Genomic DNA, 14,028 nt, shown 5'->3' on the forward strand with positions numbered 1-14,028 from the left:
CCAACCTTTTAGTATGCTACTGGTGGTTAATAGCAATCGGTCGACCTCCGTTGCACAAAATAAACTCACTTATTACTAACATCAGGAAGCTGTCTGTTTTGGTAATAAGCTTATCAACATAAAAACGAAAAATTACCAATCAAAAACCTATGTTGACTCAGCTCTTAATCTACCCGAAAATATATTAACAAATTATGGAGCAAAGTCAATACCTTTTTTATTTATCATTTGAAGCCATCAATTCGGCTTGCTCAACAACCGTGTCTACAGCTTTAGGTGCAATATCAGGCGGATAACCATACTTTCTAAGAAGATGCTTTACAGCTACTCGCATTTTGGCCTGAATACTACGACGCTTTTCCCAATCAACTCCGGCTTCTTCCTTAACCAGTTTGACCAATTCTTGCGCTATTAAGTGTAGCTTCTTTTCACCTAACACCTCAATTGCTTTTTGATGATCGGCTAACGCATCATAGAAGGCAACTTCTTCCTGACTAAGGCCAAGGTCTTTTCCTTTTTCCTGCTCAGCATTGATTTTCTTAGCCATTTCAATCAACTTACGAATAACTATCTCACTAGTAATTCCTCGCTTGTTATAGTCATCAATCGCCTTTTGTAGCATATCCTCAAACTTTTCAGAGGAAACCTTATTGGTCTTTACCATTGCCTTAATCTTACCCTTAAGGAGCTTCTCCAATAAAGTAATTGCTATATTTTGTTCAGGCATATTGTTTACCTTCTGCAAAAATTCATCGGAAATTAAATCAATACTTTGCCTTTCAATTCCTAGTTCATTATAAATATCAACATTGGGTTCCGAAACAATTGATTGATCTAGCAATTGTTGCATTTGGTATTTGACATCATTGTGCCCATCAGTACCTGTGGGGGTAGCAGGTTGCTTTAGTTTAATAATAAATACTTTAACTGTTCTAAAGAATGCAATCTCTTTGCCATACGCTTGAGCTTCTGATTGAGTAGAAGTCAGTGCATAAGCCTTTTGTAATTCAGTAACAACATCTAAAAACTTCTTTTGAGTTTCCTCATCTTCATTAAGAATCTCATTAGCAACTTTACGAGTAATCTTAAGTCTAGTAGCTCCATCCTCAGAATTGAAGTCTGAATAATCAACACCATATAGAAAATCATTTTTGATGATGTCATATTTCTCTTTTAGAAGTGCTAGAGCCTTATTCATATTAATCCCAACTTGTCCTTGGTCCTCAGTTGAGTAAATATTTAAGGCATCACGAAGATTTTCAGCAATCCCAATATAATCCACAATTAAGGCACTATCTTTATCCCTAAATACACGATTAACCCGCGCAATTGCCTGAATTAAGTTGTGTCCCTTCATTGGCTTATCAATATACATCGTATTCATCGCAGGAACGTCGAAACCAGTCAACCACATATCAACAACGATTACAATTTGTAGTTCATCTTGATTATCTTTCATCCGCTGTTGCAGAATACGGCGATCCGCCTTACTAGTTTGAAACTTAGCCATCTCTGGTCCATCAGCTGCCGAAGATGTCATAACCACTTTAATCTTTCCCTTTTTAAGATCATCACTATGCCACTCTGGACGAAGTTTAATAATCTCATTATATAGTCGCACTGCATTACGGCGGGACATTTCAACAATCATTGCTTTACCAAATGTCTCTTTTTGCCTAGCTTCAAAATGTTCAATAAAATGCTTAGCAATGCTCTCTAAACGTGGTTTGGCCCCTGCCAGAGCTTCTAATCGTGAAAATTCGCGGTTACGTCTAGCATTCTCTTCAAGATTCGGATCATCATCTAGATTAGCTTGATGTAATAGCTCTTCATATTTTGCTTTAGCGTCATCCCTTAGTTTAAGAGGAAAAACATGACTCTCATAATAGATCTTCACTGTTGCATGGTCATTAACCGCTTGGGTAATGTCATAAACGTCAATATAGTTACCAAACACAGCAATAGTTGACTTATCAGCGGTTGAAATTGGGGTTCCGGTAAATCCGATGAAAGATGCATTCGGTAAAGCATCACGCAAATATTTTGCAAATCCATACCGTAAACCATTATTAGTAAACTTTGCTTTTAATCCATACTGTGTTCTGTGAGCTTCATCCGCAATCACGATAACATCACTACGATCAGTAAGTACTGGCATTTCGGTCTCGCCATTTTCAAAGTTTGGTGAAAACTTTTGAATCGTTGAAAAGACAATTCCGCCAGATTGCTTATCCATGAATTGACGTAACTCTTCACGAGACTCAGCATGTTCCGGACTTTGACGCAAAAACTCATGAGCAGCAGCAAACGTATCAAATAGCTGGTCATCCAAATCGTTTCGATCATTGATCACTAACATCGTTGGATTATTCAATTTACGAGCAACAATGCTAGCAAAGAATACCATTGATAGGCTTTTCCCTGATCCGGTTGTATGCCAAACAACACCAATCCTTTTATCATTCGGATCAGCAATTGTCTTTTTAGCCGCCTGAACAGCCTTATTCACCATGTAGTATTGGTGATAAGCAGCAAGAATTTTAACCGTACTATCACCATCAGTTTCAAAAATAATGAAGTTTTCGATCAAGTTCAGTAAATCTTGCGGCTTAAGCATGTATTTAATCATTGTCACAAGTTCTAAATCATCCGTCTGAACATTCTTAGGTGCTCGCCAGCGCATAAAGCGATCATAGCCTGCCGTTAACGATCCGGCACGGGCATTAATCCCATCAGAGATAATCAGAATTTCATTGTACTTAAGGTAGCCAGGTATCTCAGCCTTATATGTTTGTAATTGTTGGTAAGCATTTTGAATACTAACATTGGGATTACTAGCATCCTTAAATTCAAAAGTGACAACTGGCAGTCCATTTATAAATAGTGTTGTATCTGGTCTGCGCTCATGACTTTCCTTAAAGGTAAATTGATTGGTTGCAATGAATTCATTATTTTCAACATGATTAAAATCGATTGGGTATAAGGTTTCAGTTCTATTTTCACCCTTAACCGATGTTTTAACTCGAATTCCTTCAATTAACAGCTTATGGAAATAATGATTATTGATCATCATATCTGGATTATCGGCTAATCTAATCAATTGGCGATAAGCTTCTCCGTAGATATTGTCAGAATAACCAGGATTAAGCCGTCGCAAGGCACTCTTAATCTTTTCCGGTAAGACGGCAACCGTGTGATCGCCACTTCTCATCGCATCGATTTTCGCATTAGGAGTAGTTGGACTTGGACTCTTAAAAACGTTATAACCAACCTCTCCTAATGTATCTAATGCTAAATTCTCAACATCCGATTCTACTAAATATCCTTTAGACATGATGAATCACCCCTTTCTATAGTTTAATTAAGATAAATGATAATTTAGTAGTTTAAAAATATTTAGTGAGTAATTCTTGTTTCACACTTCGTAATTTGTTTTGCTCTTCTTGTATTTCTCTTAGTGAATTAAATATTGGTATAGCTAACTTTAAATACTGATTCATGAGAGATTTATTAGGAACTAACACTGGCATTTTTTTAATTATTTTTGAATTAATGGCTTTAGCAATTGACGATGTGCTTCCTAATGTTCCATATGGGAACAATTTAAGATAAGTATATAGAAATTCCCACGGTAAAGAAGAATTTTGAAATTGAGCAATAGCTTCGTTTGTTGTTAATTCATGGTTTGAAATTTTCACTCTTCCAATAGTCAACTTAAAACTAAGAATTACAGTGTTTTTGGGAACAACGTTTATATTAAATCTATCAACTGCTTTCAACGTTATATTTTCATTACTAGAGCTAATGAATGCAGTATTATCTTTCATGTCCTTTATGGATACCCATGTTAAATCTTTTGAACTGATTGAAAACCACTCAGATTGTTTTCTAGGTGGAGTTTTACCAATTTTAATATCAGCAATGCTATCAGCAGGTTGATAATCATTAGATGTATCAAAAATTTTCTTGAAACAAGTACTGTTTAATTCAAGTAAATTAATAATTTATCAAGTCGCTTAAAGACCCCTGCTGGTCGAATTGCTCTTGTATTGATTAATCCGGAAAATCATAAGAAGTTCTTATTAGTCTCTATTGGTGGTAAAGCAAAAGTAGATTCTATTTCCTCCGGAACTGTTAATAGCAATACCAGTAATGCCTCTAATATGAAATCATCAGCAGCTTCAACTAACGCAAGCAACGACGACAGTGACGGTGATGACTTCGAACTTGGCGTCATCCTGGGCTGGCTGTTGGCTTATGACGATGAGTATGGCGATGATAGTGAAGACACCAACGATGACTATGATTACAGTAATAGTGATTCAAATAATTATTCTAATGACGATAATTATAACGACAGTAGCGACTACGATGATTATGGAAACTCAGGTAATTCACAGGATGATAATGCCTCCTCTACTTCACCAACAAGTCCAAATGTAGATGAAGAAGATAGTTTTGCATATTAACCCTCCCCTCCGGAGAAAGGACGTGAAAATGATGGATAAAAACAGCAGAATTGATAAAGTATCAGATAATCGAGGTGAAAAATTGTGTTAAATGATTATAAAAAGCAACTATTAAGCACTGCTAACGGTCGGTTCCATAAAATTAGTGAACCTAATGAAGGAAAGTTTACACGTCTTCCTAAATGGTTAGATGATGTTTCCTATCGATATGAAAAAGAATTCGATAATGAATTTCCTAAAAGATATTACCACTATAAACGTGGAACCATAATTAGAGTAAATTTTGGGGTAAACATGGGAAGTGAATTTTGCTTCCCACATTTTGCAATAGTATTAGATAAAAAGGATAATGCAAAGAAAAAAACATTAACAGTATTGCCTCTAACATCGAAACAAAAGAAGGGCAGATTCTCATTAGGAAAAGAAATCTTCAACCAGACTACTTATTTGATTAATCAGGAAGGACTACGTAAAGCTAAACGGATTCATAATCTTAACGAACAACTAAAAGAATATCCTAAGAATAGTCCTGAATATAATGATATTGTAAAAGCAATTGATAATTTGGAACTAGACGCGCAAGAACTACTTGCAGTGGCAAAAGTCTATTCTAATTATAATAAGAATTCTTTTGTACGTTTATCTGATATTACAACAATAAGCAAGTTTCGTATTAAACGAATTAATAAATTTGATCCGTCAGGTCAAATACAATTATCTAGTAAACAAATGGCTGATATTAGTGATAAATTGATGGAACTATACATTTCAAAATAATTGACTGGTAGCGTAGTTTATGTAATAATACAGTTACTGGGAGTTAGGCTCCACTTATTACTTATATTACGCGGGATTTAGTCCCCTGCCCTACTAGTTGTTTACTAGTAGGGCTTTTATTTTTATGTTAGATATATCTAACGTGGAAATAGAAGCAATATGGAGGATAAAAGCAAAAATGACCGCCCCACCGGTATTAGTGGAGCGGTTTAAAAAGAAAGCAAAAAGAACATATGTACGAAAGGAAGACTTTTTCATGAATAAAGAAGAATTACTAGAATACATCGATAACAACTCAACGGCTATCGTCAACTTCAAGGATAAGGTTAGAGCAGGTCAACAAGTCAAAAATAAAAAGCGCCAACCGGCAAAGTGCTGGAATGACGCTCAAGTTGAAAGACAGGTAGATAAGTTTACTAACGAATTTATCAGTAACATCCATGACAAGCTCTCCAAGGCCCTCAAAGCTAATAACCATACTCCAAAAGAAAAGTGGATTAGGTTTATCGAAGAAAATGAACTACTAGATGATTTAGAAGAATCCGTTAGCATGATTGATTTTGAGGAGGAATAATTATGTGGAAGCAACAACGAGATAAAAAGTACCGCTTCTTTGAGCAGTACAAAGACCCACTCACAAATAAACAGAAAACCGTAAGTGTAACCATGAATGACGATAAGAAGAAGACCGCTAAACAGGCTCAAATAATTCTTAACAATAAAATCAACAAAATAATAAGCCAAGTTAAGCGAACTACTTTGATTCATAATGTTACCTTTGAATCTTTACTCACCGAATATCTTGATGATGAGAAGAAGCGAGTCCGTCGTTCAACTTACTATAACCATATGACTATGAAACGAACCCTTCTAAGCATACTCCCTCCAGATTCGTTAGTTGAAAATATAACATCCTTGGTTATCTCACAGAAATTAGAAGAGCTTATGTATGGTGACAGAAAATTATCTAGCGGTTATGTATCAAAATTCAAGTATTTCTTACACTCTATATTTGATTATGCTGTCGAACACTCTTATATCAAATCTAATCCCGTAAATGATGTCAAAATAAATTACAAGTCACCTATCATCGGTCAGCAAATACAAAATAAATTTCTGGAAGAAAGTGAAATGAAGGCCCTGCTCGATTACACATATAAGCGTAACAAAAATTATGCTCAACTATTCGAATGGCTTTACCTAACAGGTTCAAGGATTGGCGAAGCAACTGCTCTTAATTTCGATGATGTCTATAAAAAAGATGAACGTTGGTTCGTAAATATTGACGGTACCCTCGAATATAACCATATTAAAATATCTCAACAAAAGAAAAGTGAACATACAAAAACAGCCTCATCTACAAGAACCGTTATTCTTCCAGAAAAGGCCGTTAAAATATACTTTGATCGTAAACATAATCATAATAGCAGAGATTTTATCTTTTGCACGCAAAATGGAACACCAATTCAAACCTCAGCTGTAAACTCCTTTTTACGTACAGCAAAAAAGAACCTTAAAATCGACAAGCCACTAAGTAGTCATATTTTCCGTCACACTCATATTTCAAAATTAGCAGAACTCGGTGTTCCTCTATATGTAATTCAGAAAAGAGTTGGTCATAGTAACGGAAACATTACTCGACAGATTTATCTTCACGTAACGCAAAATGTTATTAATGAGGAGGCAGCTAAACTTGATAATTTGTAGAAAAACCTACCAAAAACCTACCATTGGCTTTTTGATTATTATTTTTTTGACCTATTTCTTACCCCAAATTAAATTTAAAAACAAAAAGAACCCTTGCTACACAAGGGTTCTCTCTTACTACTTGTCGCGACGCTTTTCAGCGATACGAGTAGCCTTACCAGTACGTTCACGTAAGTAGTATAACTTAGCACGACGTACACGACCATGACGAAGAACGTCAATCTTAGCAACACGTGGTGAGTGAACTGGGAAAGTCCGTTCAACACCAACACCGTTACTGATCTTACGAACAGTATAGGTAGCACTGATACCAGCACCATGGCGCTTAATAACGATCCCTTCAAACATCTGAACACGTTCACGTGAACCTTCAACGATGAGGGCGTGAACACGAACAGTATCACCGGCACGGAAATCTGGAATATCATCCCGTAATTGACTTGCAGTAATCTTTTCGATTAACTTGTTTTGACGCATAAAAAATTCTTTCCTTTCACCGACATTCATGTCCGATGTGGGCAGCGGAATACCGTTTCTTACGGCTAAACAGCCATCTATTACTATACTAGCTTTTCATTTTTCTTTCAAGGGTTATTTTGATTGATGTTCCTGATTAATGATTGAATGATGGATACCGTAAACAAAGTAAATGATTAAACCAATAAGGAACCAGATAACCATCATGATCTTAGCATCGGCATTTAATCCCCAGAAAATCACTGCAGAAAATAAAGCAGAGATTGCCGGTAATACTGGATAACCTGGCATTTTAAATTGCGCTGCTGGAAGATCCTTTCCCTCACGAGGACGGAGAGCATAAATCCCTAGTGAAACAAAAATAAATGCCACAAGGGTTCCCGCGGACACTAGCGTTGCCAAAAAAGTGAACGGGAAAACAGAGCCCAGGATCATTGCCAGAAATGTAATCATCCATAATGCACGATTAGGCACATGCTTACGATCGATATGACCTAAGCTTTGGGGAAGAAGACCATCCCGACCAAAGGCATAGATCAGCCGTGATGAGGCTAATAAAATCGCAATTAAGGCCGAAAAAATTCCAACAATGGCAACGATCGATAACAAGTTAGCAGTAAGGTAATGTCCTGATTGCCGGAGTGCCCAAGCAGCTGGTTCTGCATTATTAGCGTAGCGACTGTACTTAAACATCCCCACAAGGACAAGAGACACCGCAATGAAGAAGCCAGTACCTAAAACCAGCGTCCCAATTAATCCCCGTGGCATTGTTTTCTGAGGGTTAATCGTTTCTGCCGTATTAGCTGCAATTGCATCAAAACCAACATAAGCAATAAAAATTTGGGCTGTTCCAGCAAGGATCCCCTGCCAGCCACCAAATGTTGTTCCAGCAACATGAGGCGGAATAAATGGCGAATAGTTTTGCGGATGAATAGCCGTCATCCCAACAACAATAAACATTAAAATAACCAAGAGCTTCACACTGACAATAATATTTTCAATCCGGCTCACCTGATGAACCCCACGAGAAATTAAAATCCCCACGGCTAAAATAGCAATTGCAGCTAAAATATCAACATATGAACCTCGTTGTGGATTAAAGCCCCCGGTTAATGCCACTGGCAACTTAATGTCAAAACTAGCGAGAAACCCCTGCATATAGGCTGACCAGCCTGACGCAACGAAAGCAACTGAAATAAAATACTCAGCCAAAAGCGCCCAGCCAGCAATCCACCCGAAGAACTCGCCAAAAAGAACATTAATCCATGAAAAGGCTGAACCAGCAAACGGCAATACTGATGAAGTCTCTGCATACGCTAGTGCTGATAAGCCGGCACCAATTGCTGCAACAATAAATGCTAATGGGACTGCTGGACCCGTATGTTCAGCAGCCACGATTCCTGGCAAAGTAAAGATTGCTGTCCCAACAACCATTCCGGTCCCTAGACCAACTAGATCAATTGTCCGCAAACTGGGTGTTAGTTTGGCATCCTTACTGCGGTACAAAGCTGGATCCTGCTTCCACAGTAATCGTTGAATAAACTTTTTCATTTGAACCCCTTTCTAGTCCGGCACATCTGGATCTTGATCGAGTTTCAAATCTTCAAGCATCAGTTGTTGCTCACGAGTCAGTTTGGCTGTCTTTAACAAATCTGGTCGCCGTTCAAGCGTTCGTCGTAACGCCTCACGTTGACGCCATTCTTTTATTTTCTGGTGATTCCCACTGGTTAAAACTTCAGGAACCTTCATTCCCCGAAAGTCTGCAGGCCGGGTATATTGTGGATATTCTAGCAAGCCATTACTAAAGGAATCGCCCATTGGTGAAGACATATTCCCTAGGACACCCGGGACAAAGCGGACAGTAGCATCAATCATCACCATTGCGGCTAATTCACCACCAGTAAGAACATAATCACCTAATGATGCTTCATCAGTCACAAGGTTTCTAATTCGTTCATCATATCCCTCGTAGTGACCGCAGATAAAGGTAAGATGCTCTTCCTGAGATAATTCCTGAGCATAGTCCTGATCAAACTTTCGCCCCGCAGGATCCATCAGAATTACCCTTCCTTTGGGATAACGCTCCTTTGTCTCCTCATCAATTGCTGCCATTGCATCAAAAATTGGTTGCGCTTGGAGAAGCATTCCCGCACCACCACCAAATGGCGTATCATCAACCCGGTTGTGCTTATTATCAGTATAATCACGAAAATCCGTTACCTTGATATCAAGGTAACCATTATCCTGTGCCTTACCAACAATTGATTCACCAAGAGTTGCCTGAAACATATCAGGAAATAGGCTTAAAATATCAATTCGCATTATTCAAGTCCCTCCAATAGTTCCACCTCAACTATGCCGTTATCCAGATCAACCTTTTTTACCACATCATCAATCTTGGGTAATAATAAATCGGCTTGATGTGGTCGTTGAACAACCCAAACATCATTGGCGCCAGGAGAAAGGATTTCCTTAATCTTTCCTAATTCACGACCATCGATCGTCTTAACGGTCAAGCCAATAATTTGGTGGTAATAATAACTACCTTCTTCGAGCGGTTGTTGATCCTCTTCACTAACTCTCAACTCATGATTGCGGAAGTTTTCAACATCATTAATATTGTCGTACCCAACAAACTTAACAAGAATTGAGCCTTTGTGTGGACGTGACGATTCAATTGTTAACTCTAACGGTTCTCCCTGTTGTTGATCTAAATAGAGTTTAGCCCCCTTGGCAAACCGCTCATCAATAAAGTCGGTAGTGGGGATTACCCGAACTTCACCACGGATCCCGTGAGTATTGACTATTTTTCCAACATTATAAAATTTCATTCAAATTCTCCTAAAATTGACAAAAACTCCCACAGATTAGTGTGGGAGTTTTTATTTTAGTGACGGTGGTCATTTATTAGTAACCGGACCTTTTTTGAATTGGAGCGTCGTGGACGTGCTCCTTCAACGACTGTACGCAGTGCTGAAGCAATATGTCCCTGCCGCCCAATTAAGCGACCAACATCTTTGGGATGAACATCAACAACATACCGTTGAAAACGATCATCTTCAGACTTGGTAATTGTTAGAGCATCCGGATGTTCCAACAATGGAGTTACTAAACTACGAACCAGCCCTTCAATATTTGTCTCAGCCATGACTAAACATCACTACTTCTTAGCATACTTTGATTCGTGGAACTTCTTCATAACTCCAGCCTTTTGAAGCATGTTACGAACAGTGTCAGAAGGTTGAGCACCCTTTTGTAACCAATCCATAATGGCATCTTCGTCAAACTTGATTTCCTTAGGAGTGGTCAATGGGTTGTAAGTACCTAAAGAAGTAATGAAACGACCATCACGTGGTGCACGTGAGTCAGCTACAACAATACGGTAGAATGGACGCTTCTTTGAACCCATACGCTTTAAACGAATTTTAACGGACATTCTTTGCACCTCCCTATAAATTTCTTAACAGGTAATAATATACCAGTCTTCCAAAAGAATGTAAAGTATTTTTTCTTGACAGCTTAAATATTTTTCTTTTTCTTCATTCCAAGGCCAAAACTAGTCAATAAACTGACAATCCCAAGAGCCATTACTCCCTTGACCTGTCCTGATCCGGTTTGTGGTAGTTGCCGACTTTCATTTTGCACTAGCTGTGACTCGGCTTGAGGCTCAACTAACCCTTCAGACTTAGAAGAAGGATTACTTGTTCCTGGTTGTGGCGCTGACTTTGGTGTCAGTTGAGGCTGAGGTTCTGGTGCCGGATTTGGATTTGGAGTTGACGTTGACTGCGGAGTTGAAGTCGGTTGTGGTTTAGGTTCTGGTTGCGGTGCCGGTGTTGGCGTAGACGTTGGTTGCGGCTCTGGAGTTGGTTTAGGAGCTGGAGCTGGTGTTGGCTGTGGTTCTGGAGTTGGAATTGAGTTTTTAGTATAAATAACTGTTTTTACAATGTTGTTATTTTCTGAGGTTACCTTAATCTTATTAATTACCTTCAGATCAGGAATATAGCCCTTGATTTCAGGTGATTCTACCTCAGCGAAGATTCCTTCTGCAGGCGTCCAGTCATCCCAAGTAGTGCCTTCAGCTGTTTGAGAGCCATTTCGCGTAAAGATGACTTGTTGTGTTTTATCATCTGCCGCTTTAGTTCCATCTCGATAAACATAGTGAATTGCTTCAGTGATTGTTTTACTATCTTTTACTGGAATTGGTTCTGGCGTCGGCTCTGGATCAGGTTTCGGTTTCGGATCAGGCTGCGGATTTACTGGAGTTGGCTCACTATTTTTAACATACACAACATATTCAATAAAATCATTATGCGGGTACGTGAAGTGACCTTCATCACCAATCTTAGTAATCTTTCCGCCACTGTAAATTATCTTCTTACCATCTGACTTTTGGCCCCGATAAGTTGAATAACCCTTTACTCCAGGAATGTCGATATCGCTAAAGTACCTATCCGCCTTAAAGGATCCGCTTGCTCCAGTATCACTAGTAAAGGTAACCTGCCGAACTCTATCAGCAATAGGCTTCCCCTTATCGTCCATCATTTGATTACCATCTGCATCAACATAATGGATTGTTTGGTTAACGAAACCATAAAATGTGGAATTAACATCTGCCTGATTTACTGGCTTAGAATCGGTTTCCATATCAATCCAGTAGCCACAATCAGTATCATAGTTTCCATTTTGGCTTGTTACAGTTACATGCCAAGGATGGGTATTCATGTAATTACGAACATCCCGATCCCGAATTGAGTAACCATAGAGCCAATTATGAAGATCCTGATTGAAATAAGTAGCTTGATCATGATCTTCCTTTGAATTATTAATTCCCTTTTCAGGTAATAACGCTCCTTTTCTGGTAGGCATCCAGGTAATTAAAGTAATGGGAGACAGTTCAATCCCATCCGCAGCCGAAGTAACTTTGAAGCCTTTATAGTCGCCAGCCACTGTTACGTGGTATGTTATTTTATTCTCGTCATTTTTTACAACCGTTACATTAACTTTTGGTTTCGGATAAACAAACTGATCAGACAGGTAGTAATTACCGTTAGCAATCAATTTATCCACTAAGTTTGAAGATACTTTGGAATCCAGCGGGACAACTAGATTTTGTAGTGCTTCCTGTAAATCACTAGCACTAACAAAATTAGTCGTTACATCATCATTAGAAGCTGGTTTTGTAACCGTGATCGTAAAGTTTTGACCTAAATTAGTTAAAGAAATTCCAACACCCTGGGCTTGATTATTAGTAACTTGCAGTGTTTCTTTACCGTCAATTGTCCGCCATAAGTGTGCTGAAGTATTACCCGTATGATCAATTACTTGAGGCTTGGAAGTTACTGGAACAGAGCTTTCCCCTTTCTTCTTTGCAATTACATTAATACTAATTCCACTGGTAAATGTTTGATTGCCAATTTGAAGATCGTTTTGGGGAGAGTAACTTGTCTCACCATTATCACTATAAAGGGTAATTGTCTCACTTGGCTTTAAAGCCTGCTTATCACCATTACTACTGGTATTGTACCAAGCCATTCTGGCCTTAATATCAACCACACCGCTGTTTCCAGAATGGTTCTTCAAGTAATCGCTTAAGACATCATTAAAAATTATCCGATAATAGCCATTACTTCCGGCACTGCTTATATCATCCTTATTCTGATTATTAATTACTGTCCACTTAATTGTCCCAGCTGAAGAAGCTTCAGGAAATGATTGCTTATAGCTCTCGGTATCACCAGCAGGGACAATATAGCCGATTACATGATTTTGATACTTAAGAGCCTTAATATTATCCTTACTATTATTTACGGCACCATAACTAAAGACGTAACTATTTCCATCTTCTGTGGTATACGGCATTCCCAATCGAATATCAATATAATCACCAGCTTTTATTTGCTGCGCATCATCAGCTGATATTGTCATTTTCAGCTCAAGGTTAGTCGTCCCCCGTTGCCCTGTTGCCTTATCCCCAGTAGTTTCGGTAACGTCATGGGTGACAACATTGATCGTCTTACCAACTTGATCATTAATTGAAGTAGTTGGGGTAACTGCTGGTTGAACTGCCTGTTGAGAAGCATTACCCGCAATCGTTGATTTTGCTGGTACCTGATCCTGCTTTTGGGTTGACGAAGCTTCAGTTGGTGCTTGATAATTTTTCAAGGTAACTGAATTAGTCGCGTTATTATCTGAAGCTTTATCAGTTTGACTACTCTCCTGATTAACTTGCCCAGTAGCAGTATCAGCCTGTGCTTTCGTGGTCATCCCCATTAAAATTGACGTTGATAGCAATACAGAAGCAACCCCTACACTTAACTTCCGTAATCCATAATGCGGAATCAACCGTTCCTGCTTTGTCATTAAGTACTTTTTGTTTCCCTTTGAAACCATATTAATCACTCCACTTATCGGCTAGATTTCTCTATATAGCTTATAGTTTCAGAAAAAAGCTGATTGCAGATCCCCAAAACACCGTAATTTTAGCCCTTTAATTTTTCGATAGCAAGGTGACTATTTTTAAATCAATCAATTGATAATTAGAAAAATTGGAATTTGATAATTAATCGACTTAATTAACTTTTCACGATCAAGGTTAATG

The 14,028-nt window shown here is 38.3% G+C and carries 13 protein-coding genes; 4 read left to right on the forward strand and 9 right to left on the reverse strand.

From position 1 onward, the window contains the following. Positions 1-217: 217 nt before the first annotated feature. The gene (locus HUK49_RS07080; RefSeq protein ID WP_191913191.1) at positions 218-3,334 is read right to left on the reverse strand and encodes a type I restriction endonuclease subunit R; all 3,117 of its coding nucleotides are present in this window, start codon (positions 3,332-3,334) and stop codon (positions 218-220) included. A 52-nt stretch (positions 3,335-3,386) separates the two neighbouring features. Continuing rightward, on the reverse strand, positions 3,387-4,004 hold the full coding sequence (locus tag HUK49_RS07085) for a restriction endonuclease subunit S (RefSeq protein ID WP_191913209.1): 618 nt from the start codon (positions 4,002-4,004) through the stop codon (positions 3,387-3,389). 45 nt (positions 4,005-4,049) lie between these two features. On the opposite strand from HUK49_RS07085, the gene HUK49_RS07090 reads away from it, so the two are divergent. From HUK49_RS07090 to HUK49_RS07105, 4 genes are all read left to right on the forward strand, one after another. Continuing rightward, entirely contained in the window at positions 4,050-4,469 is a 420-nt protein-coding gene (locus tag HUK49_RS07090; RefSeq protein WP_191913192.1) for a hypothetical protein, read from the forward strand. Between the two features lie 84 nt (positions 4,470-4,553). Further along, positions 4,554-5,246 (forward strand): type II toxin-antitoxin system PemK/MazF family toxin, encoded by a 693-nt coding sequence (locus HUK49_RS07095; RefSeq protein WP_191913193.1) that lies wholly within the window; start codon positions 4,554-4,556, stop codon positions 5,244-5,246. 256 nt (positions 5,247-5,502) lie between these two features. Continuing rightward, entirely contained in the window at positions 5,503-5,820 is a 318-nt protein-coding gene (locus HUK49_RS07100; protein WP_191913194.1) for a hypothetical protein, read from the forward strand. A 2-nt stretch (positions 5,821-5,822) separates the two neighbouring features. Then, entirely contained in the window at positions 5,823-6,953 is a 1,131-nt protein-coding gene (locus tag HUK49_RS07105) for a tyrosine-type recombinase/integrase (RefSeq protein ID WP_191913195.1), read from the forward strand. A 117-nt stretch (positions 6,954-7,070) separates the two neighbouring features. Here the strand turns inward: HUK49_RS07105 and rplS are convergent, their stop codons facing one another. The 7 genes from rplS to HUK49_RS07140 all read right to left on the reverse strand — a co-directional run bounded on the left by rplS (position 7,071) and on the right by HUK49_RS07140 (position 13,820). Further along, positions 7,071-7,430, reverse strand: coding sequence for a 50S ribosomal protein L19 (gene rplS, locus HUK49_RS07110; RefSeq protein ID WP_056974551.1), 360 nt, complete (start codon positions 7,428-7,430; stop codon positions 7,071-7,073). A 114-nt stretch (positions 7,431-7,544) separates the two neighbouring features. Then, a complete protein-coding gene (locus HUK49_RS07115) occupies positions 7,545-8,981 on the reverse strand; it encodes an APC family permease (protein WP_191913196.1) in 1,437 nt (478 codons plus the stop codon). Positions 8,982-8,993: 12 nt separating this feature from the next. After that, positions 8,994-9,752 carry a tRNA (guanosine(37)-N1)-methyltransferase TrmD gene (gene trmD / locus HUK49_RS07120; protein ID WP_191913197.1) on the reverse strand — a complete coding sequence of 253 codons (759 nt, stop codon included), beginning with the start codon at positions 9,750-9,752 and terminating at the stop codon, positions 8,994-8,996. Further along, a complete protein-coding gene (rimM, locus tag HUK49_RS07125) occupies positions 9,752-10,261 on the reverse strand; it encodes a ribosome maturation factor RimM (protein ID WP_102169444.1) in 510 nt (169 codons plus the stop codon). Before rimM ends, trmD begins: the two co-directional genes overlap by 1 nt. 56 nt (positions 10,262-10,317) lie before the next feature. Continuing rightward, entirely contained in the window at positions 10,318-10,578 is a 261-nt protein-coding gene (locus HUK49_RS07130) for a KH domain-containing protein (RefSeq protein WP_191913198.1), read from the reverse strand. 12 nt (positions 10,579-10,590) lie between these two features. Then, positions 10,591-10,866, reverse strand: a complete 276-nt coding sequence (gene rpsP / locus HUK49_RS07135) for a 30S ribosomal protein S16 (protein WP_003717360.1) — start codon at positions 10,864-10,866, stop codon at positions 10,591-10,593. Between the two features lie 83 nt (positions 10,867-10,949). Next, positions 10,950-13,820 (reverse strand): mucin-binding protein, encoded by a 2,871-nt coding sequence (locus HUK49_RS07140; RefSeq protein WP_191913199.1) that lies wholly within the window; start codon positions 13,818-13,820, stop codon positions 10,950-10,952. Positions 13,821-14,028: the final 208 nt, after the last annotated feature.

The organism is Limosilactobacillus portuensis, assembly GCF_014838735.1.
GTDB classification, from domain to species: Bacteria; Bacillota; Bacilli; order Lactobacillales; family Lactobacillaceae; genus Limosilactobacillus; species Limosilactobacillus portuensis.

What these genes read in the sequence shown, in the direction of transcription:
- HUK49_RS07080 (WP_191913191.1), bottom strand. Translation starts at nt 3,334, where the DNA reads ATGTCTAAAGGATATTTAGTAGAATCGGATGTTGAGAATTTAGCATTA.
- HUK49_RS07100 (WP_191913194.1), top strand. Translation starts at nt 5,503, where the DNA reads ATGAATAAAGAAGAATTACTAGAATACATCGATAACAACTCAACGGCT.
- HUK49_RS07105 (WP_191913195.1), top strand. Translation starts at nt 5,823, where the DNA reads ATGTGGAAGCAACAACGAGATAAAAAGTACCGCTTCTTTGAGCAGTAC.
- rplS (WP_056974551.1), bottom strand. Translation starts at nt 7,430, where the DNA reads ATGCGTCAAAACAAGTTAATCGAAAAGATTACTGCAAGTCAATTACGG.
- HUK49_RS07115 (WP_191913196.1), bottom strand. Translation starts at nt 8,981, where the DNA reads ATGAAAAAGTTTATTCAACGATTACTGTGGAAGCAGGATCCAGCTTTG.
- trmD (WP_191913197.1), bottom strand. Translation starts at nt 9,752, where the DNA reads ATGCGAATTGATATTTTAAGCCTATTTCCTGATATGTTTCAGGCAACT.
- rimM (WP_102169444.1), bottom strand. Translation starts at nt 10,261, where the DNA reads ATGAAATTTTATAATGTTGGAAAAATAGTCAATACTCACGGGATCCGT.
- HUK49_RS07130 (WP_191913198.1), bottom strand. Translation starts at nt 10,578, where the DNA reads ATGGCTGAGACAAATATTGAAGGGCTGGTTCGTAGTTTAGTAACTCCA.
- rpsP (WP_003717360.1), bottom strand. Translation starts at nt 10,866, where the DNA reads ATGTCCGTTAAAATTCGTTTAAAGCGTATGGGTTCAAAGAAGCGTCCA.
- HUK49_RS07140 (WP_191913199.1), bottom strand. Translation starts at nt 13,820, where the DNA reads ATGGTTTCAAAGGGAAACAAAAAGTACTTAATGACAAAGCAGGAACGG.